The 23,700-nt window shown below is 61.0% G+C and carries 28 protein-coding genes; 7 read left to right on the top strand and 21 right to left on the bottom strand.

The window, feature by feature from the left end:
- Positions 1-5: 5 nt before the first annotated feature.
- Positions 6-1,118 (bottom strand): Rv3169 family protein, encoded by a 1,113-nt coding sequence (locus tag K1X12_RS07010; protein ID WP_220986901.1) that lies wholly within the window; start codon positions 1,116-1,118, stop codon positions 6-8.
- 104 nt (positions 1,119-1,222) lie between these two features.
- On the opposite strand from K1X12_RS07010, the gene K1X12_RS07005 reads away from it, so the two are divergent.
- Together K1X12_RS07005 and K1X12_RS07000 are read left to right on the top strand one after the other, a co-directional pair.
- Positions 1,223-1,639, top strand: a complete 417-nt coding sequence (locus K1X12_RS07005; RefSeq protein ID WP_220986900.1) for a PaaI family thioesterase — start codon at positions 1,223-1,225, stop codon at positions 1,637-1,639.
- Between the two features lie 15 nt (positions 1,640-1,654).
- Complete coding sequence (locus K1X12_RS07000; protein ID WP_220986899.1) at positions 1,655-2,038, top strand: DUF423 domain-containing protein; 384 nt, start codon at positions 1,655-1,657, stop codon at positions 2,036-2,038.
- Here the strand turns inward: K1X12_RS07000 and K1X12_RS06995 are convergent.
- On the bottom strand, positions 2,020-2,631 hold the full coding sequence (locus K1X12_RS06995) for a hypothetical protein (protein ID WP_220986898.1): 612 nt from the start codon (positions 2,629-2,631) through the stop codon (positions 2,020-2,022). The genes K1X12_RS07000 and K1X12_RS06995 overlap by 19 nt on opposite strands.
- A gap of 112 nt (positions 2,632-2,743) precedes the next feature.
- Between K1X12_RS06995 and pip the strand changes: the two genes are divergently transcribed.
- Complete coding sequence (pip, locus tag K1X12_RS06990) at positions 2,744-3,733, top strand: prolyl aminopeptidase (RefSeq protein ID WP_220986897.1); 990 nt, start codon at positions 2,744-2,746, stop codon at positions 3,731-3,733.
- Between the two features lie 6 nt (positions 3,734-3,739).
- On the opposite strand, the gene K1X12_RS06985 is transcribed toward pip, so the two are convergent.
- From K1X12_RS06985 to K1X12_RS06955, 7 genes are all read right to left on the bottom strand, one after another.
- Entirely contained in the window at positions 3,740-5,161 is a 1,422-nt protein-coding gene (locus K1X12_RS06985; RefSeq protein ID WP_220986896.1) for a sodium-dependent transporter, read from the bottom strand.
- Positions 5,162-5,244: 83 nt separating this feature from the next.
- Positions 5,245-6,480: a rod shape-determining protein RodA gene (rodA, locus tag K1X12_RS06980; protein ID WP_225907904.1), complete on the bottom strand. Its 1,236-nt coding sequence runs from the start codon at positions 6,478-6,480 to the stop codon at positions 5,245-5,247.
- Complete coding sequence (gene mrdA / locus K1X12_RS06975; protein WP_220986895.1) at positions 6,477-8,417, bottom strand: penicillin-binding protein 2; 1,941 nt, start codon at positions 8,415-8,417, stop codon at positions 6,477-6,479. The genes rodA and mrdA overlap by 4 nt, the downstream gene beginning before the upstream one ends.
- Positions 8,414-8,965, bottom strand: a complete 552-nt coding sequence (locus tag K1X12_RS06970) for a hypothetical protein (protein WP_220986894.1) — start codon at positions 8,963-8,965, stop codon at positions 8,414-8,416. The genes mrdA and K1X12_RS06970 overlap by 4 nt, the downstream gene beginning before the upstream one ends.
- Position 8,966: 1 nt before the next feature.
- Complete coding sequence (mreC, locus tag K1X12_RS06965) at positions 8,967-9,905, bottom strand: rod shape-determining protein MreC (protein WP_220986893.1); 939 nt, start codon at positions 9,903-9,905, stop codon at positions 8,967-8,969.
- A gap of 37 nt (positions 9,906-9,942) precedes the next feature.
- Positions 9,943-10,983 (bottom strand): rod shape-determining protein, encoded by a 1,041-nt coding sequence (locus K1X12_RS06960; protein WP_220986892.1) that lies wholly within the window; start codon positions 10,981-10,983, stop codon positions 9,943-9,945.
- Positions 10,984-11,494: 511 nt separating this feature from the next.
- Positions 11,495-13,840 (bottom strand): ATP-dependent helicase, encoded by a 2,346-nt coding sequence (locus K1X12_RS06955; protein WP_220986891.1) that lies wholly within the window; start codon positions 13,838-13,840, stop codon positions 11,495-11,497.
- Positions 13,841-13,850: 10 nt separating this feature from the next.
- On the opposite strand from K1X12_RS06955, the gene K1X12_RS06950 reads away from it, so the two are divergent.
- Positions 13,851-14,234 carry a hypothetical protein gene (locus K1X12_RS06950; protein WP_220986890.1) on the top strand — a complete coding sequence of 128 codons (384 nt, stop codon included), beginning with the start codon at positions 13,851-13,853 and terminating at the stop codon, positions 14,232-14,234.
- Positions 14,225-14,551, top strand: coding sequence for a hypothetical protein (locus tag K1X12_RS06945; RefSeq protein ID WP_220986889.1), 327 nt, complete (start codon positions 14,225-14,227; stop codon positions 14,549-14,551). The genes K1X12_RS06950 and K1X12_RS06945 overlap by 10 nt, the downstream gene beginning before the upstream one ends.
- Here the strand turns inward: K1X12_RS06945 and K1X12_RS06940 are convergent.
- From K1X12_RS06940 to K1X12_RS06930, 3 genes are all read right to left on the bottom strand, one after another.
- Positions 14,541-14,852, bottom strand: coding sequence for a hypothetical protein (locus K1X12_RS06940; protein ID WP_220986888.1), 312 nt, complete (start codon positions 14,850-14,852; stop codon positions 14,541-14,543). The two genes, K1X12_RS06945 and K1X12_RS06940, sit on opposite strands and share 11 nt — an antisense overlap.
- Positions 14,828-15,241, bottom strand: a complete 414-nt coding sequence (locus tag K1X12_RS06935; protein ID WP_220986887.1) for a hypothetical protein — start codon at positions 15,239-15,241, stop codon at positions 14,828-14,830. Before K1X12_RS06935 ends, K1X12_RS06940 begins: the two co-directional genes overlap by 25 nt.
- Positions 15,242-15,401: 160 nt before the next feature.
- Entirely contained in the window at positions 15,402-16,508 is a 1,107-nt protein-coding gene (locus K1X12_RS06930) for an NADH:flavin oxidoreductase (RefSeq protein ID WP_220986886.1), read from the bottom strand.
- A gap of 117 nt (positions 16,509-16,625) precedes the next feature.
- Here K1X12_RS06930 and K1X12_RS06925 point away from each other — a divergent pair, with 117 nt between their 5' ends.
- Positions 16,626-17,624 carry a tetratricopeptide repeat protein gene (locus K1X12_RS06925; protein WP_220986885.1) on the top strand — a complete coding sequence of 333 codons (999 nt, stop codon included), beginning with the start codon at positions 16,626-16,628 and terminating at the stop codon, positions 17,622-17,624.
- A gap of 15 nt (positions 17,625-17,639) precedes the next feature.
- Here the strand turns inward: K1X12_RS06925 and K1X12_RS17060 are convergent, their stop codons facing one another.
- The 6 genes from K1X12_RS17060 to fumC all read right to left on the bottom strand — a co-directional run bounded on the left by K1X12_RS17060 (position 17,640) and on the right by fumC (position 20,929).
- Positions 17,640-17,765 carry a hypothetical protein gene (locus tag K1X12_RS17060; RefSeq protein WP_255563920.1) on the bottom strand — a complete coding sequence of 42 codons (126 nt, stop codon included), beginning with the start codon at positions 17,763-17,765 and terminating at the stop codon, positions 17,640-17,642.
- Positions 17,766-17,831: 66 nt separating this feature from the next.
- Positions 17,832-18,023: a DUF4169 family protein gene (locus K1X12_RS06920; protein ID WP_220986884.1), complete on the bottom strand. Its 192-nt coding sequence runs from the start codon at positions 18,021-18,023 to the stop codon at positions 17,832-17,834.
- Between the two features lie 46 nt (positions 18,024-18,069).
- Positions 18,070-18,666: a GNAT family N-acetyltransferase gene (locus K1X12_RS06915; protein WP_220986883.1), complete on the bottom strand. Its 597-nt coding sequence runs from the start codon at positions 18,664-18,666 to the stop codon at positions 18,070-18,072.
- Entirely contained in the window at positions 18,663-18,959 is a 297-nt protein-coding gene (locus tag K1X12_RS06910) for an aspartate decarboxylase (protein WP_220986882.1), read from the bottom strand. The genes K1X12_RS06915 and K1X12_RS06910 overlap by 4 nt, the downstream gene beginning before the upstream one ends.
- 87 nt (positions 18,960-19,046) lie before the next feature.
- Positions 19,047-19,328 carry a PepSY domain-containing protein gene (locus K1X12_RS06905; protein WP_220986881.1) on the bottom strand — a complete coding sequence of 94 codons (282 nt, stop codon included), beginning with the start codon at positions 19,326-19,328 and terminating at the stop codon, positions 19,047-19,049.
- A gap of 206 nt (positions 19,329-19,534) precedes the next feature.
- Positions 19,535-20,929: a class II fumarate hydratase gene (gene fumC, locus K1X12_RS06900; protein WP_220986880.1), complete on the bottom strand. Its 1,395-nt coding sequence runs from the start codon at positions 20,927-20,929 to the stop codon at positions 19,535-19,537.
- Between the two features lie 145 nt (positions 20,930-21,074).
- On the opposite strand from fumC, the gene K1X12_RS06895 reads away from it, so the two are divergent.
- Positions 21,075-21,437, top strand: coding sequence for a RusA family crossover junction endodeoxyribonuclease (locus tag K1X12_RS06895; protein ID WP_220986879.1), 363 nt, complete (start codon positions 21,075-21,077; stop codon positions 21,435-21,437).
- Here the strand turns inward: K1X12_RS06895 and K1X12_RS06890 are convergent.
- The 3 genes from K1X12_RS06890 to K1X12_RS06880 all read right to left on the bottom strand — a co-directional run bounded on the left by K1X12_RS06890 (position 21,434) and on the right by K1X12_RS06880 (position 23,695).
- Positions 21,434-22,660, bottom strand: a complete 1,227-nt coding sequence (locus K1X12_RS06890; RefSeq protein ID WP_220986878.1) for a cytochrome P450 — start codon at positions 22,658-22,660, stop codon at positions 21,434-21,436. The two genes, K1X12_RS06895 and K1X12_RS06890, sit on opposite strands and share 4 nt — an antisense overlap.
- A 101-nt stretch (positions 22,661-22,761) precedes the next feature.
- The gene (locus tag K1X12_RS06885; RefSeq protein WP_220986877.1) at positions 22,762-23,214 is read right to left on the bottom strand and encodes a PaaI family thioesterase; all 453 of its coding nucleotides are present in this window, start codon (positions 23,212-23,214) and stop codon (positions 22,762-22,764) included.
- Positions 23,215-23,224: 10 nt separating this feature from the next.
- On the bottom strand, positions 23,225-23,695 hold the full coding sequence (locus K1X12_RS06880; RefSeq protein ID WP_220986876.1) for an SspB family protein: 471 nt from the start codon (positions 23,693-23,695) through the stop codon (positions 23,225-23,227).
- Positions 23,696-23,700: the final 5 nt, after the last annotated feature.

Below are 23,700 nucleotides of genomic sequence, written 5' to 3'. Positions count from 1 at the left end.
GCCAATCAAGCGGCGCCATCGAGAATATCCTTGAAGCCGCTGGGTGCGTGCTTGCCAAGGAACAGCTGCTCATAGGCGCCAAAGCCCACAGCTCCCAGGCCATCCGGCCCCTTATGGGTCGCCCGAACGATTTCCTGGATGTGCAGATTTTCAAGCTCGCTCCAAGCAGCGCTGGTTGTATCGTAGTCTTCGCGCGCCTTCATCAGCTGGTCCCCTTGGAAAACGCCATGCCGATACTTCGAGTGCCCGTAACCAATGCCCTTCATTAGGAAAGTGCCCATGGGCTCGAAATCCACCGTGTGCTGACGGCCAGACGGGTCCATTGCCGAAAGCGTAGCTGAGGCCATGCGGCGGGTGCCCTTGGCATATCGAACATCCATATTCACGTCGCCGAGGTGAATACCTGCGCCCTGCGGCGCGCCATCAGGGCTAATCGAAGTGCGTGTGTTCCAGGCGTCGCCATGTTCATCATGGTTCACATGATAGAAAAGCGAGGCGTTCGGGAAATTGGTCGGCGCCCAGATCCAGTAGAATTGCGGCGGCACCGGCGGGATGGACGGCTGCGCGTCCGGCGCGCCAATGGGGCGCACCCCCCAGGAACGGTCGCGCGTCCCCGACCAGCTTTTCGGGTCAACAGGAAATTCCTTTCCGTCGATCCGCAACTTGCCAGCCCAGCGGCCATTCTGCGTCATCCGGGTAAGGTCCATCATCATGCGCGGACCGATGCGCCGGGTGAAACGCGGTTCCTCTATCGGAAAAGCACGGCCGGTAAACTCGACATCCAGCGCAATTCCATCCGTTTCCTCAAGCTTCAGCCTGATGCGCTTAAGCGGCTCAAGCACCGTCACCGAAAGCGGGCCGACGAACGTATCCATCCTCTCCATATTGAGCGGGCGCGACAGGAAGATCGAAGACTGCTTGCCTTCCCGCCAGACCGAGACGGCGCCATCAATGATATTGAGATGCGGATAGACGCCCATGGCCGCGGCGAAGAAGGTTTTCCCGTCATCGCTGTAACCATTGAAAAAATAGCGGTCGTAGAAATTGCGGTCCGATCCCGAAAACGCGATCGGCTCAGGCGTCTGGTGGATGGGGTATTCGTCTCCGGCTGTCAGCATAGGGCGTCTCCTTCCTTGGGGTGACCTCTTGGCGGGCGGGTCTCTGCTGCTAGGTTTGCCCGGCGAACCGTGCGGATCAAGCGGTGCCGCGACGGGAGGGCAGGATGACAAAATTCACCGCTGAAGAGGCAAATGCATTTCTGGCCAGGGCGTTTCCGGGGCGCGGCCATCAGAACCGGGTCATGGTGATGGAGCCGGGCCGCGCCGTAATCCGGCTGGAAGCCGACGAAACCCACCTTCGGCCCGGCGGCTACATTTCGGGCCCTACCCAAATGAGCCTATGCGACACGGCCGCCTATATGGCGATCATGACGCTGACAGGGCTGGAGCCGATGACGGTGACCAGCAACCTGAACATCAACTTCCTGCGCCCCTGCATCGGCAATGTCGTGATCGCAGAAGGCACTATCATGAAGATGGGCCAGGCCCTCGCGATCATCGAAGTGGATGTGCGCATTGAGCACGCAGACAAACCCTCAAGCCACGCTATCGTAACCTATGCCCTGCCCCGAAAGGGGTGATTGCAAAGGTTGGCCATGAACCGTCTTGTGACCGCAGCCGCGCTGATCGGCTTTCTTTCCGTTGCCTTAGGTGCCTTTGGCGCTCACGCCCTGGACGGCAGGCTCACGGACGAAGGACTGGAGTGGTGGCATACGGCAACCCTCTACGGACTTACCCATGCCGGCGTTGCGCTAGCGGCTGGATTGGCGACGCGCGGCGGCAAACTTGTCATCGGTGGATGGCTCATTGTGGTCGGCGCGGTGATCTTTGCGGCGACACTTTACGCCATGGCGCTTGGCGCACCGCGATGGCTGGGCGCCGTTACGCCACTCGGCGGCATCTCGATGCTGTCAGGTTGGATATTCATCGGGCTGAGCGGCCTCAGCCGCCCGCTGCCCACTCAGGATGCGGCGTCATAATCGCCAGTGTAACGCTCGGCCAGACGATCCGCGACGCGGCGAGCTTCATCAATCGAATCGGAAAACTTCATCAGGTCGGCGCGCACAGGGCTGACGTCCATGTCGGCCCGGGTGGAGACCATCTCCAGCGCATCCCGGAAATTGCGATGCGCCATCTGTGCACGGACGAGTGCACGCTCATAAGCAATCACATCGTTTCGGTTGGAAGCGCCGCCCTTCGCATTCTTGAGAACTTCGCGCGCCTCATCGGTGACACCGTCCAGTCCCATGCGAGCCGCTTCGCTGTCAGCGGAAATTTTGGCGAGGACGAGAACGGGCGCGCGCGTGGCCGCCCCAATGTCCGACGCATAAGCTGGCGCCTCATTTAAAGCACTCCGCCCGCGGATAAGTAGGTCGGCAAAGCCTGCGAGTCCCTTGTCTGCTTCGGCCCAGCCTTTCTCGGCGAGGCGATCACAGTAAGCGTCAGAAGACTTGCGCAGCTCAGACTGGCTCTTGGTTAACGCGGCCTCAACCGTCGTTTCACCCGGCACGACTGAAACAGTTGCGCATCCCGCCAGAAGGCCTAGGGATACACAGACAAAAACGCTACGCATCAATTTGCTACCCGCCAGCAGCTATCTTCCCCAAGTGTTGTTAACACTATGGGTGTGAATATAGGAAGTCTAGTCACGCTAGGCATTGTGGCCGACTATAAGTGAAGAGCGCATGAACAAACGCCAGACTCGCAGGATATTGTATCATAGGCAAGAACCGCATGCATCCGGACGCCTCCGCGTTTCGGATCTGCATGAGATTTACTGGGAAGAATCGGGCAACCCGAAGGGCATTCCCGTCGTGGCCCTGCATGGCGGGCCGGGCGGCGGCTCCAGCCCCGAAATGCGCCGCTTCTTCGATCCGGACCGTTACCGGATATTCCTGTTCGACCAGCGCGGCTGCGGGCGCTCGACGCCTCATTCGGAACTGCGTGAAAATACGACCTGGGACCTGGTGGCCGATATTGAGGCGCTGAGAAAACATGTCGGCGTTTCAAACTGGCTTGTGTTCGGAGGGTCCTGGGGGTCCACGCTCGCACTCGCCTACGCCGTCACGCATACTCAGCGTGTGCTTGGCCTCGTCCTGCGCGGTATATTTCTGGTCAGCCACGCTGAGATCCAATGGTTTTACCAATCTGGCGCGAGCCGTCTGTTCCCGGACGCTTTTGAACACTACCTTGCGCCGATCCCAGTTGAAGAACGCGGCGACCTGCTGACGGCATTTCACAAGCGCCTGACCGGCACAGATCATCGCGCGCGAATCGATGCCGCACGCGCCTGGGCGCAATGGGAAGGTCACACGCTCTCAATCAAAGGGCCGATGACGACACCTCCGCGCTTCAATGAAGATGACTTCGTCGACGCTTTCGCGCGCATCGAGTGCCATTATTTCGTCAATGGCGGCTTCTTCGAAAAGGACAACTGGCTGCTGGAGCAGGCCAAGCTCAAGCTCGGCAAGGTTCCCGGCGTGATTGTTCATGGCCGGTATGACGTGGTGACGCCGCTATCAACGGCCTGGGAACTTTCCAAGGCATGGCCCATGGCGGAGCTGCATGTGGTGCCCGATGCCGGCCATTCGTCCATGGAGCCGGGCATCATCGACCGCCTTGTTCAGGCGACCGATGATTTTGCGGACCGACTTGGCAAACGCAACCGCAGCTAAGTCCAGTTACTCCCCTGAAGACAGATCGTAGTTCGGGCCAAGCAGTGCTTCGAATACGCTCGGCAATTGCACGTGATACTGGTCCTGGATCTTGTCGAGGAAGCCAAAGACCAGGACGAGCCCGATAAAGGGCGGCACGAACCAGCGGATCAGGAAGCGCCACACATTCATGATGGTGCTTTCGCCGAGTTCGGACACCAGCATGTCGCGGCTGAGGATCCAGCCGGCGAAGATGGCCGCGAGCAGACCGCCAAGCGGCAGCAGCAGGCCCTCGGTCATGAAGTCCATGAAGTCGAGATATTCGAGCGAAAAGACGTAAGCCGCCCCGACCATGAAGAGGACGAAGCCGACGCCGGAGGCGGCGCCGATGCGCGTGACGCCCTGGCGTTCCTCCAGCCAGGAGACGCCCACTTCCATCAGCGAGATGGACGAGGTGAACGCGGCAAAGAGGGCGAGCGAGAAAAAGATGATGGCAAAGATGCTGCCACCGGGGATCGCTTCAAAGGCTACCGGCATGGAGACGAAGAACAGGCTGGGGCCGGAGCCTTCGTTCAGGCCGGCCGCAAAGACGATGGGGAAGATGGCAAAGCCGGCGATCAGCGCCACGAACGTATCGGAGCCGGCAACGATGGCCGAGGATTTCGGGATATTCGTGCCCCGGTCGAGATAGGCGCCATAGGTGATCATCAGGCCGACGCCGACACCGATCGAGAAGAAGGCCTGGCCGAGGGCAGCAAGGAAGGTCTTGAAACCGACATCTTCCCACTTGGGTTCGAAGATAAAGGACACCGTGCGCGCGACATCGCCGTTGGCAACGGAGAAGCCGACGACAATCAAAACCATCACAAAGAACAGCGGCATAAGGATGGTTGCCGCGCGCTCAAGCCCGCCTTTCACCCCGCGGCCAACCACAAAGGCATTCATCGCAATGAAGAGGGCCAGCAGCAGCAGGATGTACCATTTCGAGTTCAGCGGGTGCTCGCCCTGCCCGATCGTATTGAGGAAGTTCTGCCCGGATTCGGCAGCTGTCGTTCCATGCAGGTCTCCGCCAATCGCCTGAATGACGTAAGCGAGCAGCCAGGCCGAAATTACCATGTAGAAGCTGAGGATGAAGAAGGCGGTGAGTGACCCGATCCAGGCCACAATACCCCAGTTCTGGCTCTTGCTCTCTGCCCGCGCGAGCGACTGCACGCCCTCCACTGCCGACATACCGGATTTTCGGCCCATAGAGTACTCCGCCATCAGCAGTGGCAGAGCGATCAGTGCAACGCACAGAATGTAGATGAGGATGAAGGCGCCGCCGCCATTCTCACCGGCGGTGTATGGAAAGCGCCAAAAGTTACCTAGGCCAACCGCTGACCCGACTGAGGCCATGATGAAGCCAAAGCGTGAAGTGAAAGTCTCTGACTTTCGGCCAATATCTGCCATGAATCCTGCCCCCGCTGAGCAAATGTTTGCGGGGACAGTAAAGACCTACGGTCATAAATCAACGCGATCTGCTGTTTTTAGGGTCAAATAGGTCCATGCGAATTCATCTTTTCGTCCCTGTGTAGATGGGCTGATAAGATGAGACCGAAACACGCCATGACGGTGATGAGCGCCGTGCCTCCATACGAGATCAAGGGCAGCGGCATACCGAGAACGGGCAGCAGGCCAAGCACCATACCACTGTTGAAGATGGCGAAGAATCCGATGGTTGATGTCGCCCCAATTGTCGCCAGGCGTCCGAACCAGCTGCGATTGCGCGCTGCGACCTGAAATGACCAGACGAACAGGAAGGCAAACACCGTCAGAAGACCGACAGCACCAATGAAACCGAACTCCTCGGCGATAACTGTCAGAATAAAGTCCGTGTGTTGTTCCGGCACATATTCCTGCTGCGACTGGATTCCCTGGAGGTAACCACGCCCGCTGAAGCCGCCCGCGCCGATCGCAATTTTCGCCTGCTCGATCTGGTAACTCTCGCCGAGGCCGTTGGTGGTCTGGCCCGTAATTCCGGCAATCAGCGTATCCACGCGTTCTCGCTGGTAGGGCTCCAATACGAATGCGTAAATCGCGGGAATAGCGGCAATACCAGCGATGACGGCGGTGATTACATAGCGAAAGCCGATGCCTGCAAAGAAGATGATCATGACACCAGACGCCGTTAGCGCGAGGGCCGTCGACAGGTTTGGTTGTTTGAACACCAGCGCAGCAGGAATGAGGATGATCGCCAGCGCGCCGAAGTGAACCCACAATGGCAACGCGCGGCCATTCAACGGCATCATGCGTTGGTAATAGCTTGCGACCGCCAGGATCACGGCAAGCTTTGCCGGCTCGGAAGGCTGCAGAACAATAGGACCGACCTTGAGCCAGCGCGCCGCGCCTCCGCCCATGATGCCGAAGAAGTCGACCAATACGAGCAACACAAGAACGACAAGGTAAGCGAGCCAGGATAGTCGCGCCCAAATCCCGAGCGGAAGGAGCGCCAGCACAATCATGATGACGAACCCGACCAACAGGCGCGTCAACTGTTCGCGCCAGAGCCCGGCCTCTTTTGCGGAAGGCGCCTGTGCGACAGGATCCCAGCCTACGGAAAAGAGCATTGCGACGCCAACCAAGCCAACGCCGAGGATAAGCAGAATGATGCCCCAAGGCATCCGCGCGAGCTTGCTGAACGGACCGAGCTCTGCAAACTGAAGGTTCGAGGAGGCGGTCCGAACACGCGCCTCTCCACGAGTAAAGCCGGTAAACCCGTCACGGCTCATGCCGGATCCCCCGTCTCTGATTGAGGCGAGGCGTCGGCGCGGCGCGCATATGCCGGTGCCCGGCCGCTATCCATCTTGATGGCCGCGGCCAGAATATCGCGCGCGACAGGCGCTGCTGTTCTCGATCCGCCTTCACCATGCTCTACGATCACGGAAATCGCATACTTGGGATTGTCGGCTGGCGCATAGGCGACGAACAACGCGTGATCACGAAGTTCACGCGCAATGGCTGCGCCGCCCCGGACACCCGTTCGGCGTTCCTGTTCCGTAATCCGTCGAACCTGCGCGGTTCCCGTTTTCCCGGCAAGCCTCGGGCCGCCAAGCCCCAGATCGCCTGAGCGATAAGCCGTGCCGCCCCCTTCGGACGTCACGCCATACATGCCGGCCTTCATGCGCTCCATGATTTCCGTATCAAGCGGCGCATTCAGCATGGCGTCGTCTTCATCATTGGGGCCAAGCCCGATCATGCGTGGACGGATGGGTGCACCGGTCGCGGCAATCCGCGCCGTCATCAGCGCAAGCTGCAACGGTGTTGTGCCGAGCTGCCCCTGCCCGATGCCGAAGTTCAGCGTTTCGCCTTCAAACCAGGGTTCACCGCGTGCCTTCAATTTCCATTCAGGGTCAGGCACAAGGCCGCCACGCGCGCCTGTCATGCCCAGCACCCAGGTATGCCCGAACCCGAACTTCCGGGAGACTTCGGCGATCTTCTCGACCCCCGCCCGGCGTGCAATCTCGTAGAAATACACGTCGCAGGACTGCTTGATCGCGTCGTGCATGTTCATCGCGCCGTGACCCGGCCGTTTCCAGCAATGCCAGGTGCGGTTGCCAAAGCGATAGTGACCGGGGCAGCGGATGCGCTCTTCGGGCTTGATGACGCCGGCCTCAAGCGCAGCCGTTGCAACCACCATCTTGAAGGTTGAACCTGGCGGATAAACACCGCCATGTGCTCGCGGATAAAGCGGCGAGCGCGGATCATCACGCAAGACCGCATAATCTGCGCCCGAGATGCCATTAACGAAACTGTTGGGATCAAAAGCCGGCGTCGAGACCATGGCAAGAACATCACCATTCTCGACATCAACAACCACGGCCGCGCCGCTCTCCCCTTCGAAACGGTCAATCGCCACGCGCTGCAACTCGGCATCGATGGTGATGTAAAGATCCTTGCCCGGAACAGCGGCCTGTTTCGGATCCTGCTGCAACTCCCATAGCGGGCGTCCGTGCGCGTTTGCCACAACGCGGCGGCGACCGGGGCGGCCACGCAACCAATCTTCTGCAAAGCGCTCCATGCCCTGCCGACCCGTGCGCATGTCAGGGTGCCGGAACATCTCCTGGTAAATGCGAACATCTTCGGGCACGAGGCCAGTCGTCAGCCGCTCAAGGTCATCCGCGCTTGCGCGGGCGACATAGCCCAGCACGTGCGCAAAATCCCGCGCCCGCGGATAGGACCGGGTCGAGGCCATCTGCACATCGACGCCTTCCATCTCCACCGCATGCACCTGCATACGCGAAAACTCTTCGAACGTCAGTTCCTGCGCCACGATGACAGGCAGAAAGCCCGCATTGCGGCGGCGCGCGTTGCGCACTTCTTCGAGCAGTCGGGCGCGGCGCGCCTCAGGCAAGTCGATCAGGCCGGAAATGCGTTGCAACACAGCTTCCGGATCGTGCATCTGTTCAGGAATGACAGACACCCGCCCCGCCTGCCGCTGCGAGGCAAGCGGGCGGCCAAACCGGTCAAGGATCTGACCGCGCTCCGGCGGCGCCATCACCAGCTTGACGTGGTTGGCTTCGGCCAGGTCCTGATACCGCTCGGCCTCCAGGAATTGCAGCTGGAAAAGACGCGCGACCAGGCCTGCCCATACAAGCCCTCCGCCGCCCGCCGCAAGGAACAGCCGGCGGTCGAACATCTCGTCAGCGTTGCGTATCTTCCGGCTCATGTTGTCTGCCCTGGGGGTTCACCAGGCCTGCGACCAAGATCAAACATGCGATACGCGAGCACATAGGCAAGCCCCGTCGTCATGATCGATGCAAAAATCGGCCCTGTACGGACGAAATGGTCACTGGTGATGCTGGCGAAAATCCAGATCAGGACCAGCGCCACAAGCAACATGACAACCGGCCCGAGCACAACCACCAGCGCGTCGCGCATCCCGTCGGTCTGATGCGCAAATCCGGAGCTAAGGCCGTAGACGACCAGATTGATGACCGCGAAGCAGCCCAGTGGGGCGTTGGATACGATGTCCTGCATCACGCCAAACATCAGCAAAAGGATCATCGGGCGGATGGAAAGCCCGACGCGCCCCCACCCCATTGCGCCCCAGAGGGCAGCAAACGGCCAGGCGATGTCGATTCCGAAAACCTGTCGAGGCAGCATGCCGATGGCACCGGTCAGCACAATAAAAAAAGCCCCGAAAGCCAGTCTCGCGCTCGGCGCCATCTGGCTCCACAGCGACTTATTCCGCCGTTTGAGCTTGCCGCTGGCCATCCTATTGGGCTCCCTGCGCCGGCACGGTAGCCGGTTCGGATTGCGGTGGCTGAGCGGGCGCCGCCCCAGGCGCTGATGCGGTTGGCTCTGCTTCCGCCGCTGCGCCTTCGACCTCGGGCTGCGGCTCTGGTACGGGTTCCAGGATAATCGGTGGCTGAATCATGCGCACATAGCTGCCGCCTGCTTCGCGCATCGACAGACGTACACGCCAGCCGCTCGTTTCCTTGCGCGCAGTGCCGACGACCAATCCACGCGGATAAGCGCCGCCATCCCCGGAGGTCAGAATGCGCTCGCCTTCAATAAAGTTGGCCTCTTCGGGCAGGTCGCTCAGTCTTGCAGCCTCTCGGTCTTGTCCATACATGATGGCGCGTACGCCGCTGACTTCACCCAGCACCGGCAAGCGGCTGGAATAGTCGCTGATGAGCAGAATGCGCGCGGACCGCTCACCAAGGTGCACAACGCGACCGACCAGTCCGCCCTCGTTTACAGCCACAGCGCCGGCTTCGACGCCCTGTAGCTTGCCGGCATTGGCCAGCAGGGTTTGCGAAAATGGGCCATCCACTTCCGTCGTCACGCGGGCCGTCACCCCCTTCTCGGGCGGCTCACCCATCAGGTTCAGGATGCGCTCATATGCTTCCAGACGGTCAGCCATAGAAATAGCTGCCGCCTTGTAACGGGCAAGGTCGCGGACCTCGTTTTCAAGTTCCCGGATCCGCCGTTCACGCTCGGCCTGCCCGGTCAGGCGTGCCCAAATGCCAATCTCGCTCGGCGCCCGCAGGCGATCACTCACGGTCGTTCTGGCAGGCACGAAGAAGTTTGCGATCTGCGGCGCAGACTGCGCAACGACCAGCGTCAACGCAATGGCGATCAGAACGCCAAGCGTTAGGCGGCGTGCCCCTCGGGCCGCTGTTTTCTGACCTGCTGGTCCGAAGCGCGCCATGTGTCAGGCTCCCTCGCCGGTCCGGGCTGCCCGAGCATCAGACTTCCGGGCAGAGGACGCTCTTCATCTTTGAATAATTTTCGAGGACATGGCCACAGCCGTTGACCACACATTTCAGCGGATCATCAGCGATCATCACAGGCAATTGCGCCTGGTTGCGGAGGACAGCGTCCAGATTGCGGAGCAGCGCGCCGCCGCCCGTCAGCACAATGCCCCGATCCACGATATCTGCAGCCAGTTCCGGCGGCATGGCTTCCAGCGCAATCTTCACGGCGTCGACGATGTCGGTCACCGGTTCCTTCAGTGCTTCGGCAATCATAGCCTCGGTAATTTCTGTTTCCTTCGGTACACCATCCAGCGTACCGCGGCCACGCACCGTCAGCGCCATACCCGTGCCGTTCTCCGGCGACATCGCGGTGCCGATCTCTTTCTTGATCCGCTCGGCAGACATTTCGCCGATCAGGATCTTCTGCTCGCGGCGCAGATAATTGACGATAGCCTGGTCCATCTTGTCGCCGCCCACGCGCACGGAGCGGGAGTAGACGATGCCACCGAGGGACAGAACGGCCACTTCCGACGTACCACCGCCGATATCTACCACCATCGAGCCGGCCGGATCATCGATCGGAAGGCCGGCACCGATTGCGGCCGCCATCGGCTCTTCGATGAGTTCAACGTGACGGGCACCCGCAGCCAGGGCCGACTGGTGGATGGCGCGGCGCTCGACGCTGGTCGCGGAGCTGGGCACGCAGATGATGATAAGCGGAGACACGAACGCCCGGCGGTTATGAACCTTCCGGATGAAGTGCTTTATCATTTCCTCGGCGACTTCGAAGTCTGCGATCACGCCGTCGCGCATGGGGCGGATCGCCTCCATGTTCACCGGGGTCTTGCCGAGCATGTTTTTCGCCTGCTCGCCAACCGCATAGACAATCTTTCGGCCACCTTGCGTCATGTAGGCGACGACGGAAGGCTCATCGAGCTGAACCCCCTGGCCTTTCACATACACGAGGGTGTTCGCGGTCCCGAGGTCGATGGCCATGTCTGTGGACAATAGGCCGAGAAGGCTGCCGATCATGCTGGTCTCAAGTTCTCTCTCATACGGTCCGGACCGTTCAGCCCGGAGACGCACACTTTCCCGATCACAGCCCCATACATCATCTGCCGTTAACGCCGCTTTAAAGCAAGGTCCGCACTTCACATAATAGGAACGAACCGTTCCAATGGACGCATTCAGCTGATTCCAAAGGGGGTTTGAACTGCTCCCGCTCTTGCGCGCGGATTGAGCACGGAACGGAACGTACAGAAAATATTAACAGAACGGCCCACCCTGTTAACCACCAAGATGCCCAGCGGCAGGCGGGCAACGCTCTAGCCCGTGAGATGCTGAGCGGAAGATGAACGCCGCGTTCGGAATGGGTTGGATGTCGCCATGCGAAAACGATCCTGCAGCGCCGAGGAAGGTTTGACGCAAAACGCCCCAACCCCTCTCTCAGCCGTATTGCGGGATATGACCGGGCCACCCCTGCCCCCCCCGATGCCTGGTCACAGCCTCCCGGCGCTGCAAACCTCAAGAGCAAAACCTCGCCTCAGGCTTTCGTCACAAAGGTCGCGATGACCTTCTTCCGTCCGGTCTTGTCGAAATCAACGGTCAGCTTGTTGCCTTCGGTGAAGGCAACGCGGCCATAACCGAACTTGTCGTGAAACACACGGGAGCCGGTCTTGAAGCCGGAGGTCCCTGTCGCTGAGGCGGTCAGGCTGGATGCTTCGCGCGGCGGGCTGCCAGTTGGCCGGGCCGCGTTTTCCTTCAGCCGCTTCCAGCCGGGGCTCTGATAGTCTGATCGCTCGCCTAGATCCTCGATCGTGCCGGTAAACGCCTCGCTGCCCGCGGGCAGCCCGGAATACCCCGTCTCGGACACCGCATCGACATGTTCAGGCGGCAGCTCGTCGATAAACCGGCTGGGCATAACGGCCTGCCAGCGTCCATAGATCTGCCGATTGGCAACGAAGGATATGTAGCAGCATTTGCGTGCCCGGGTGATACCGACATAGGCAAGCCGGCGCTCCTCTTCGAGACCCTTAAGGCCGCTCTCGTCCAGACTTCGGCGCGAGGGGAACACCTCCTCCTCCCAACCCGGCAGGAACACGACCGGCCATTCAAGGCCTTTCGCCCCGTGCAACGTCAGGATCTGCACCTGGTCCTCGCCTGTACTCCCCGCAGAGGCATCCATCACAAGCTCGATATGCTCCAGGAAGCCAGCCAGCGAGTCGAACTCGCCCATGGCGCGCACGAGTTCCTTGAGGTTGTCGAGGCGCGTCTGAGCCTGCGGGCTGCGATCCTTCTGCAGCATGTCGGTATAGCCCGACTCCTCCAGGATCATTTCCGCCAGCTCGGTATGCGGCAGGCCATCGGCGAGCTTTCCGCGCCACATATTGATCTGATCGATGAAGGTCGTCAGGCCGCGCTTGGCTGGCCCTTTGATCTCATCGGTCTGCAATACCAGCGGCGTCAGCGTGAACAGACTTCGCCCATCCTCCCGCGCAAAGGCCTGCAGTTTCGCGATGGTCGAATTGCCAACCCCGCGCTTGGGTTCATTGACCACGCGCTCAAACGCCAGGTCATCGTCCGGGGAGCGCACGAGCCGCAGATAGGCCAGCGCATCGCGCACTTCTGCCCGCTCGAAGAAGCGCGGCCCACCGATCACCCGGTAGGGAATGCCCAGCAGGATGAACCGCTCCTCAAACGCCCGCATCTGCCAGGACGCGCGCACCAGCACGGCGCAATCATCATGCTTGCCGCCCTTGCGCACCCAACTCTCGATGTCGTCGGCGATCAGGCGGCTTTCCGCCTCCCCGTCCCACAGGCCGCGCACCTTCACCTTCGGGGCGTCGTCCGCCTCATCGATGGCGCTGTCATTGCCGACATAGAGCGCTTTGCCGAGGCGGCCCTTATTGTGCGAGATTATGCTGGAAGCCGCTGCGAGGATGTGCCGGGTCGAGCGGTAGTTCCGCTCCAGCCGCACGACCTTCGCGCCGGGAAAGTCCTTCTCGAAGCGCAGGATGTTATCAACTTCCGCGCCGCGCCAGCCATAGATCGACTGGTCGTCGTCGCCCACGCAGCAGAGGTTCTTCGATCCCTGCGCCAGCAGGCGCAGCCACAAATACTGCGCGACGTTCGTATCCTGATACTCGTCGACCAGCACATACCGGAACCGGTCGTGATATTCCCTAAGAATATCAGGGTTTTCCTGGAATATCGTGATGTTGTGGATGAGAAGATCGCCAAAGTCGCAGGCGTTGAGCACCTTCAGCCGCGCCTGATAGATCTCGTAACAGCGGATGCCCTTGCCATTGCCGAACATTTCGGCCTCTTCCGGCGGCACCCGGTCCGGCGTCAGCGCGCGGTTCTTCCAGCCATCGATCAGGCCGGCGAGGTAGCGCGGTGTCCAGCGCTTTGGGTCGAGGCTCTCCGCCTCGACGATCTGCTTGCACAAGCGGACCTGGTCATCGGTGTCGAGGATGGTGAAGCTCGATTTGAGGCCCACCACCTCAGCATGCTTGCGCAGGATCTGCGCGGAGATCGAGTGGAACGTGCCCAGCCATCGCAGGCCTTCGCCCGCCTCGCCGATCAGGTGCAGCGCCCGCTCGCGCATCTCGCGCGCCGCCTTGTTGGTGAAGGTCACCGTCAACGTCTGCGAGGGATAGGCCAGCCGCGTGGCAATGATATGCGCCAGCCGCGTCGTCAGCACGCGGGTCTTGCCAGTGCCCGCGCCGGCCAGCACCAGCAGCGGCCCGTCCGTATGCAACACGGCTTCGCGCTGCTCCGGGTTCAAGCCTTTCAGGTACGCAGCGCCCTCTCCCGAAGCAACGGGCGGACGCGCGGAGGCCATCTGGCTGATCGACAATCGATTCGGATTGGAACTCATCAGGAACATATAGCAGGGAATGCCAGATCCGTTAGCCCGCGATGGCATTCGGCGGAGAGCCAATAGTTCATGGCTGATGGTCATCCTGATGGCAGGGTTCGCGGCAAGCTTCTTAATCGAAGGCCTGCTGATGCTGAGCCCGTTCATGGCGGGCATAACCGGCTTCTTCTCCCCGCTCTGCCGGATGGTCCACCGGGACTTCCTCATGAAGGATGCCTGGAGCATTGCTCTTGGCCCGCTGAACGCCTGGTTCAACCTGCCCGTCTGGCGGCTGCTTTACGGCCCTCAGCCCTCGATGTGCGGCCCGCTTGCCTATTCTGCCATTCGCGCGGTCGAATGGCGCGAAGAAGTCACACGCACGATGGGCATGACGACAATAACCGCGTCTATGCCATGCGGTTGAAATCCGGCACAGTCATCATCCTCGGCGAAGACCGGCCCATTCCAAAGACGATGGCCTACACAAGACTGGCAGGAGACGCCGCTCGCGCGCTGTCACAAATGGCAAACGCGCCCCTCCGCCAATTGCCAATGGTGGAAGGGAAAGCAGGATTCCTGACGATCCTCGGCGCCTCACGGCCAGACTGGCCGGAAGGCAAAACAGCCAGCCTGCTGAGTGAAGACGATGAACGCTCCCTCCATCGCGGGCTGCTGATAACCCAGCTATCGCAGGTTGTCGCCTTTGCGATCGTGATACTCGCCGCCGCGCTTACGCAATAGCTTCAGGCATCTTTTCAAGCGCAGGGCTACCCGGAACAATGGAGTTGATCCGTGAAAGGATAATATCGTTGGACAACCCCTTGTTGCGAGCCTCTACCAGCCAATACTGATTGCGTATTGCCGGATGCTTCAGATCAATCGCGCCATCCGGATTCCGGAAAACAAAGCCAAGATACTTGTAAGGCAAGAAGGAAAAGGCTCCGCATACGTCGAAGGCACCTTCTGACATATCCTCAAGCCTCACAGTGCCATCGGCAAGTTCAATCCCGCTTTTGGTTATCTTTTTGACCCCAAAAACCACTGCCGCAGTCCCCCCGGCAGCCCTGAGATCATTGGAAAAATGCGTTCATTGCCTTCCGCGATTTCGCGATATGCCCGGCGGCGATAGGTCAACGCCCCCAAGGGGCCGGTAATATTTGCCATCACGCCTGAAAACAGTGCGCCGAATAGGAAAATGAACACGGGGCTTATTGCCAGAACAGACCCAGCCAGGAACACCCCCAATATGGTTGCCCCGATATACAGCCAAGGAAGGCGGGCAGTGGTCTGGTCGATGGCGCGTCGTTTGATGTCGATGAGTTTCAGTTCGTGAGCGACATCTTCAAGGAGCTTGTCAATTGTAGGCGGCGATGGCGCCCCTACTTCTGCAACACTCCTGGAACTACCCGCATATCGTGATCTTCTTGCCATAAGCGCATTGCCTCCAGAGCCCGTTTTGCTTCTAGAGCCACCAGAGAATCTCTCAACCTAAATATGACCCCCGAATAACCCTGGGGAGCGGGCTTGGCTGTACGCCCCCCATCGTGGAGTGGTCTTCAGCGACGCCTGAAGACCACCACCAAATGGCAGATCAGTAAAGCGTCGCCAGGGCCTTGCCGTTATAGTCGGCAATCTCGCTGAACCGGCCTTCTTTCACCTTCTTGGCCCATTCCGGGTCCTGAAGGATGGCGCGGCCGACGGCGACCAGATCGAACTCGCCGCGATCCAGACGCTCTTCAAGATCGCCCAGCGAACGTTGTGAGGCGCCTTCGCCCACAAACGCCTTCTCGAAGTCGCCATTGAGGCCGACCGAGCCGACCGTGATCGTCGGCAGGCCCGTCAGCTTCTTCGCCCAGCCCGCGCCATTCAGGCCATTGGGGCCGTCAACATCCGGGAACTCCGGCTCCCAATAGCGGCGCTGGGAAACGTGCAGACAGTCAACGCCGGCATCCACGAACACCTTCAGGAAAGCCTCAAGCTCGTTTGGCGTCGGCGCCAGGCGCGCCGTGTAATCCTGCTGCTTCCATTGCGAATAGCGCAGGATGATCGGGTAGTCCGGCCCCACCTTCTTGCGGATCTCGCGGATAATGTCGCCGCCAAAGCTCGCCCGGTCGACCAGGCTGCCGCCATAGCGGTCAGAGCGCTTGTTCATTGCATCCCAAAAGAACTGGTCGATCAGGTAGCCATGGGCGCCGTGGATCTCCAGCGTGTCGAAGCCGAGACGCTTTGCATCGGCTGCGGCGTCGGCATAGGCCATCACCATGTCATCGACTTCTGCCGTCGTCGGCTCCGGCAGCACCTGTTTGCCGGTATGCGTCATGCCCGAGGGGCTGTCGGTCGGCGCATCAGGCTCCGGCCCGCTGCCCGCCTTGCGCACCATGCCCTGGTGCCAGATCTGCGGGGCGATCTTGCCGCCATTCGCATGCACCTTGGCGACCACGCGGCTCCAGCCGTCGAGCGCTTCAGCCTTGTAAAAATTCGGAATATTCACGTCGTTCGAAGAACCGCCCCGGCGCACCGTCGTGCCCTCGGTCACCAGCAAGCCGACATCTGCTGCGGCGCGGCGCGCGTAATAATCGGCCACATCCTCGCCCGGCACGCCGCCTGGCGATTTGGAGCGCGTCATCGGCGCCATCACAATACGGTTGGCGAGTTCCAGGTTTTTCAGCCGGAAAGGCGTAAACAGTGTCCGGGTCATTCAAAACGTCCTCAATTTTCCCGGCGTTGAGTTGGGCTGACGGGTTAGCCCAGTCAACCATTGACGTTAGAGAAACAGCCGGGCACCCCTGAACCGACATTTTAGCGGGGGATGACAATGAAGCGCTTGTTTGGATTGTGTGGAATTCTTATGGCGGCGGCCTGCCAGACGCCGGGTTACGACTATGCCAGCCGTGCCGCGCCCAACTTCCCGGAAGCCCTGGACTATACCGATGTCGGCGTTGGCCGGTTCCGCGGCCCGGCGGGCGATGTCGCCGAAGCCGAGTTCCAGGCCCTGATTGACGGCGCCGAGCTGCAGGGCATTCGATGGTTCAACATCCTCGACCCCATCCAGCCTCAAGGTATCTATGAAGGCGACGTGTCGATCACCGGCTATCGCCGCGAAACCCGTTTCGAACGGGAGCGCCGCTGCACCAAACTGTTCAACTGCGACACTCGCAAGGTCGTAGAAATGCAATGCCCGAAGGACATTGTGGATGTCAGCGTGCGGGCAACGCTGGTGGACATGGCAACCGGCCGGGCCGTCTTTACGTCAGAGCAAGGCGGCGCCACCGAGCATGAAGAATGCTACGATATCGCCGAATATCCTGACACGGATCAATCCACTGGCTCGTTCGGCGAGGTTGTCCACGAAACCTTCAACAGATGGGACGCGCCCATCGGCATGGTCGCCGAAGCTGTTGCCGCCGCCGTCCCCGGCTTCCGCACTGACATTGCGCCCTACATGACGACCCTGCGCGCAGAGATCGTCGAGAAGCCCCTTGTGCCTGAAGAAGCGGGCGATCCGCGCTTCGCCGCCGCCGTGAAGGCAACGCGGCGCGGCGAATATATCGGCGCCTGCGCGCAGTGGCAGGAGCTTGCGGCAGCTTACCCCAAAGCGCCCGGTATCCTGCACAACTTGGCCGCCTGCGCCGAGGCGCGCGGCGACATGGAACAAGCCCACCTGCTCTATGCTCAGGCTGCTGAAATTGCGCGCGGCATTCCCCTGCTCAAGGACAAGGACGCTAAACCCATCTTTGATGCGCTTAGCCGCATTTCACGGGGACGGTATGAAAACGGCCTGATCGATCAAGCCAAGGATCAGCCGGGCTCCTAAACTGCCCGGTCAGGCTCAGCCCTGAAACAGGCCGATCAGCGGAATTCCGGCGGCGCTGGCTTCAGCGGCAATGCCCCAGATCACGCCTGCGCCGAACGCGCTAAAGGCGAAGGCCGTCTTTTGCATGACGCGCTTGAACATGGACGGCACTCCCACACTGATACAGGTGCGGATTTCAGTGCAAGCGCCGGGCCTGTCAACGCTTTTTTAACCATCCTTGTCAGGATCTTGACGGCGGTGCCCGTCCGTTAACTTTTTAAGCTTCTCTGCGCGCGCATCTTCCAGCTTTTTCTCGGCCTTGGTGCGGCCGAACTTCGCGCGGTTTTCCTTCGCGCGCAGCTCTTTGGCGGCCTTCTCTTTGGCCTTGCGAAACTGGTTAAGATTTATCGGATCGCTCATTCCGAAACAGATGCCGCAAGCGCGTCGCAGCGTCCAGTGCGCCGCCTCAAGCGACCGCCGCCGCGATCCTTGCGGCCAGGCCAGCCTTCACCCCGCCCCATTCCCGATCCAGGACCGAGAAGAAAGCCGTATCACGCACGAACCCATCAGGCAGCGTCTTGTGATTGCGCAAGACGCCTTCATGGCAGGCGCCGAGTTTCAGCACAGCCGCCTTGGAGCGTTCATTCCGATTATCCACCTGGTACTGAACCCGCCGCGCCCCCCAGGTCTCGAATGCCTGTGTCATCAGGAGTAACTTGCAGGAAGGGTTCACGCCTGTGCCCTGCGCTTCAGGCGCGTAGCAGGTCATGCCGACCTCGACGCTCTTGTTGCCTTCGTTAGGGTCTAGGAAACTGGTGATGCCAAGAAAGGCACCATCGCCTGGCCGCGTCACGGCAAACGCGATCATGCTGCCATCTGCCGTCCGCTTCCGGATGGCAGAGACCCACTCCCCTACCCAGTCGCCCGGCCCGCGATGGGACCATAGCCGGAATATCTCAGGCGCGCGTTCGGCCAGCGCGTAGAGTTCCCTGCTGTCCGTCTCTGGCTCGAATGGCCGAAGACGGACGAATTCGTTTTCAAGCCGGAGCGGGCTGAGGCTCATTCCTTGTGATTTTCCCGCCATTGTTCCATGGCCAGCGAAATCGCGAAGGTCTCGCGATATTTCGGGCTGGAGGCCGGGCGCGGCGGCTTGGCCGCGGTCAGCGCCATGATCTCCGCCAGCTTGTTGTGCGCCGCGCCGGACTGACCCGCGCCGATATAAGCGTGCAGCTCCACCAGCGCCGAGGAAAGCGGGTCATGCGCCCGGATCACGAAATAGGGCTCGTCCTCTGCCAGCTTGTTCAGCACATCAAACTGGGAGGGATTGGACTTTGAGCCGACGGGCGATTTGGACATGGCCGGACCTTTCTGGACGCTGGTGATTCTATTCGCGCATCCTAGCTGCGCCCTCGCCTGCCGTCAGCCCGGACTTACCGCCGCGTTCTAGTCGCGATGCGACACCCTCACCACGGCCCCGGTGAAACCGTCCACTTCCACCTCAACGCGCCGGCCATCCCGGTCGCGGCCCTCGACCTTCCAGACGCCCTTGCGCGCCTTCACTTCCAGCACATCCCGCACACCATGCGCGCGGGCAATGTCCACTGCGGTCGCCCGCGACACCTGGAAACCGGCAAATGAGCGGTCATCTCCCCGCTGGGCGATGGCCGGGGCAGCCGAACTGCATGCAACCAGAAGGGCGGCGAAGAATATCTGGAGCCTGGACATGACGAAGTCCTCCCAAGGTTTCGCCCCGTTTATCAGCATGCGACCGAACGGCGGATGAATGAACGGCAGCTCAACTGCAATTAAATCACGGCAAAATCGCCCGCCCCGGCGACGCATAATCCTAAAAGCAAAAGGGGCGCCGCAGCGCCCCAGTGCCAAGCCGCGCGGGGCGATGCCCCAGCACGGATTTGTCCGCCCACGGCAGATTATACCGGATCGGGACCGATCATCTTTTCAGGCCGCACGATGGCATCGAAGTCTTCTTCCGAAATGCCCAGTGCCAGGGCTTCGACTTTCAGCGTCGTGCCGTTCTTGTGGGCCGTCTTGGCGACTTTCGCAGCCAGGTCGTAGCCATACTTTTCCTTCAGCGGCGTCACCAGCATCAGCGAGTTTTCAAGTCCGCGCTGGATATTGTCGAGGCGCGGCTCGATGCCGACGACGCAATTCTCCGTGAACGACACAGCCGCATCCGCCAGCAGGCGCACCGATTGCAGGAAGTTGTAGGCCATCATCGGGTTGAACACGTTAAGCTCGAAATGGCCCTGGCTGCCGGCAAAGGCGATGGCCGTGTTGTTGCCGGCGATATGCGCAGCGACCTGCGTGATGGCTTCACACTGGGTCGGGTTCACCTTGCCCGGCATGATCGAGGAGCCCGGCTCATTCTCCGGCAGCGCCAGCTCGCCAAGGCCCGAGCGCGGGCCCGAACCGAGGAAGCGGATGTCGTTGGCAATCTTGAAGCAGCTCATGGCAACCGTCGTGATCGCGCCATGCGTGAACACCATCGCATCGTGTGCGGCCAGCGCTTCAAACTTGTTGGGCGCGGAGGTGAATTTCAGGCCCGTGATCTGCGCGATCTTCTCTGCCACGGCTTCGGCAAAGCCAGCCGGCGAAGCCAGCCCTGTGCCAACCGCCGTTCCGCCCTGCGCCAGCTCCATCAGCGCCGGCAGCGTCAGCTCGATGCGCTTGATGCCGTTCTCGATCTGCTGGGTGTAGCCGGAGAATTCCTGGCCGAGGGTGACCGGGGTTGCGTCCTGCGTGTGCGTCCGGCCGATCTTGATGATGTCCTTCCAGGCGTTCGCCTTGTCGTTCAGCGCGTTGCGCAGCGTCTGCAGCGCCGGTATGAGGCGATGGACGACTTCTTCGGCGCAGGCGATGTGCATCGCCGTCGGGAAGGTGTCGTTCGACGACTGGGACATGTTCACATGGTCGTTCGGGTGAACCGGCTTCTTGGAGCCCATTTCCCCGCCCAGGATCTCGATGGCGCGGTTGGAAATCACCTCATTGGCGTTCATGTTGGACTGCGTGCCCGAACCCGTCTGCCAGACGACCAGCGGGAAATGCGCGTCCAACTTGCCCTCGATCACCTCTTCAGCGGCCTGCACGATCACCTTGCCAAGGGCCGGGTCCATCTTGCCCAGCGCCATATTGGCTTCAGCGGCGGCCTTCTTGACGATGCCGAGCGCGCGGATGACCGGCGCAGGCTGTTTCTCCCAGCCGATCTTGAAGTTCCCCAGCGACCGCTGCGCCTGCGCGCCCCAATACTTGTCCGCTTCAACCTCGATAGGGCCGAAAGTGTCCGATTCTGTGCGGGTCTTGGTCATGGAGTGGCTCCTGAAGCTCAGCTGAAGCAATGTCGCCGGGCGGTTTAGCCCCCCACTCCGGGGTCATCAAGCCCGGCAAGGGTCGCACAGCCTGCACCGGCATTTCCGGGCTTCCCTGCCGGCCTGCAATATGCCTAATCGCGGCATGGATGCTGATTGGATTTCCTCCGGCAAAGTCCGCGCGCGCATCGCGGAAGATGGCGCGCTCGAAGTCTCGTGTACGGGGCTCACCACCCAGACCAAATACTACAAGACGCTGCTCAAGGAATTCTTCCGCAAGGACTTCCCCCGCCTGCGTCCCGGATATGGCGATTACAGCGTCCACATCGTCATGGAATATGCTGGCACCGCGCCCTGGATGGACCTCGACAATCTCGCCAAGGCCCTCCTCGACTCGCTGACCGGCAATGTCTTCGAGGACGACCACCAGGTCGCCCGCCTCCTCGTCGAGCGCCGGCAGGCAGAGCGCGACGGCATCTGGCTGCGGGCCGAGGCGATGGGCGATTAGGCCTCCACCTGCAGGCGCTCCAGCCCCCGGAAGAAGGGCAGCGACCGCCAGGACAGCTCCTGCTCTGCCAGCTTCAGGTTCGGATACCGCTCGAACAATTTCAGATACACATGCCGCGCCTCGATCCGCGCCAGCGGCGCCCCGATACAGATGTGCGGCCCGCCGCCAAACGCCACATGGCTCGCTCGCTTATGGGTGATGTCGAACACTTCAGGCGCCTCAAACACATCCGGGTCGCGGTTGGCCCCGGCCAGTGACATCCAGACCGGCTGGCGCGCCTTCATCGGGCAACCGCCCACCTCCCGGTCGTCCGGCAGGATGCGGGAGGTGATCGAAACCGGCGCCTCAAAGCGCAGGACTTCCTCCACTGCGGCACTGGCGAGTCCCGGATTGTCCCGAAATGTCACTAACTGTCCCGGATTTGTCAGGAAAAGCCACACACCGTTCCCGATCAGGTCGGTTGTTGTCAGGTTTCCGCCCACCAGCAGCGCCTCAAGATTGTTGCGCAGCTCGCCATCGGAAATATCCGCCTCGCCCGAGGCTTGCAGCTGCACCATGTCGGAAACGAGGTCATCCTGCGGCGCCTTCCGCCGGGCTTCCATCAGCTCCACGAAATACGCGTCCAGCGCATAGGCGCCGTGAAGCAGCGCTTCGTCTTCTTCCGGTGTACGAACAGGATTGAGCCCCAGGATCACCTCCTCGGACCATTGCCGGAAATCGTCCAACCGGTCCTCGTCCACGCCGAGGATGCGGGCAATCACCATTACAGGCACCGGCACCGCAATCTCCGCCATCAGGTCGAAAGTTCCTGACACAGGCGCCTTGTCGATAATGTCATCGATCATCGCCTCGATTTGCGGCCGCATGGCGTTGATCCGTGCGTAGAACGCCTTCGCGAGGGGCTGGCGGATGCGCGCATGGTCGGGATCGTCCAGAAACAGGATGCTGGTACCCCGATCCTCACGCTGCTCCACAAACCGGGCGGACAAGGAGCCCTCTTCCGCTTTTGTCGGATGGCGGACGAAGGAGCGGTCATTCACCGTTTCGCGCACATCGCGGTATCGCGACAGCAACCAGACCTTCGCCGCCTCGTCGCGGAAGACAGGGCAGTCCTCCCGCATGGATTTCAGCATCGGATGCGGGTTCTCACGCGCGACCGGATTGAAAGCGGACAGTTCAAGAATGGATTGCACGGCGCCCGAAGGGCGCTGGTCGTCTGCCATAGTGTTCCTCCCGGCTGGTCTTGCGCCAGCGTTTATGAGGAAAGCTTAGCATTGAAGATCAGGGATTTCGCCCCTGACCTTACGTCAGATGCTGGCCCCGATCAGAGGCGCTTGAACAACATCGGGATCGCCGTCGCCGTGGCCCGCGCCACAAGTTCGCCATCGGCATCGAAACAATCGGCTTCCATGAAGGCAGCAGATTTGCCGAGCTTCAGGATGCGCGCTTCCACGCTGGCCTTGCCGGGCATGAGGCGGCGCAGATAGCTCGTCTTCATTTCCAGCGTCGGCGCCGTCATCGTCACGTTGGAGGCGATGATCACCGCCGTCGACATCGCCTCATCCAGCATCGCCGCAATGAAACCGCCCTGCACAGCGCCGGTCGGGTTGGCGAAAGACGGAGACACATCGAACTCCATCTTCACCCATTGCTTTTCCTGGCTCAGATCCGCCAGGCGCATGCCCAACGTATCGGAACAGGGCGGGCGTTTTTTGGAGCCTTGGAAGCGGGCCAGCATCTCTGCGTCAGAGACGCGGGGTTTCTCGTCTGCACTCAACGGTCCGGCCCTATTTGCGCCGGAAGGCGTCGAGGCTCACGACGGTATCGCCCGCCGCTTTGGGCGTGGGCTCAGGCTCTTCTACCGGTGCGGCAGTCGCCGGGGCAATGACGCCTGAGTCCTTGGTCTGGGCTTCGAACGCGATGCCAAAATTCACCGACGGGTCGACGAAGCGCGTGATCGCCGCGAGCGGGATGGAAAGATGCTGCGGCACGCCCGAGAATTTCAGCACGACCTCGAAATGGCCGTCATGAACTTCCATGTCCCAGAACTGGTGCTGGATCACAATCGTCATTTCTTCCGGGAAACGCTGCATGAGATGCGGCGCAATCTTCACGCCCGGAGCGCGGGTTCGGAAGGAGATGTAGAAATGGTGCTCGCCCGGAAGACCGCCATTGACCTTCGCCCGGCGCAACGCTTCGCGGACGACGCCGCGCATGGCTGCCTGGGAGAGCGCTTCATAACCGATATAGTCCGTCATACTCG

The organism is Hyphomonas sediminis, from assembly GCF_019679475.1.
Taxonomy (GTDB): domain Bacteria; phylum Pseudomonadota; class Alphaproteobacteria; order Caulobacterales; family Hyphomonadaceae; genus Hyphomonas; species Hyphomonas sediminis.
This window is presented reverse-complemented; position numbering and strand designations above follow the sequence as displayed.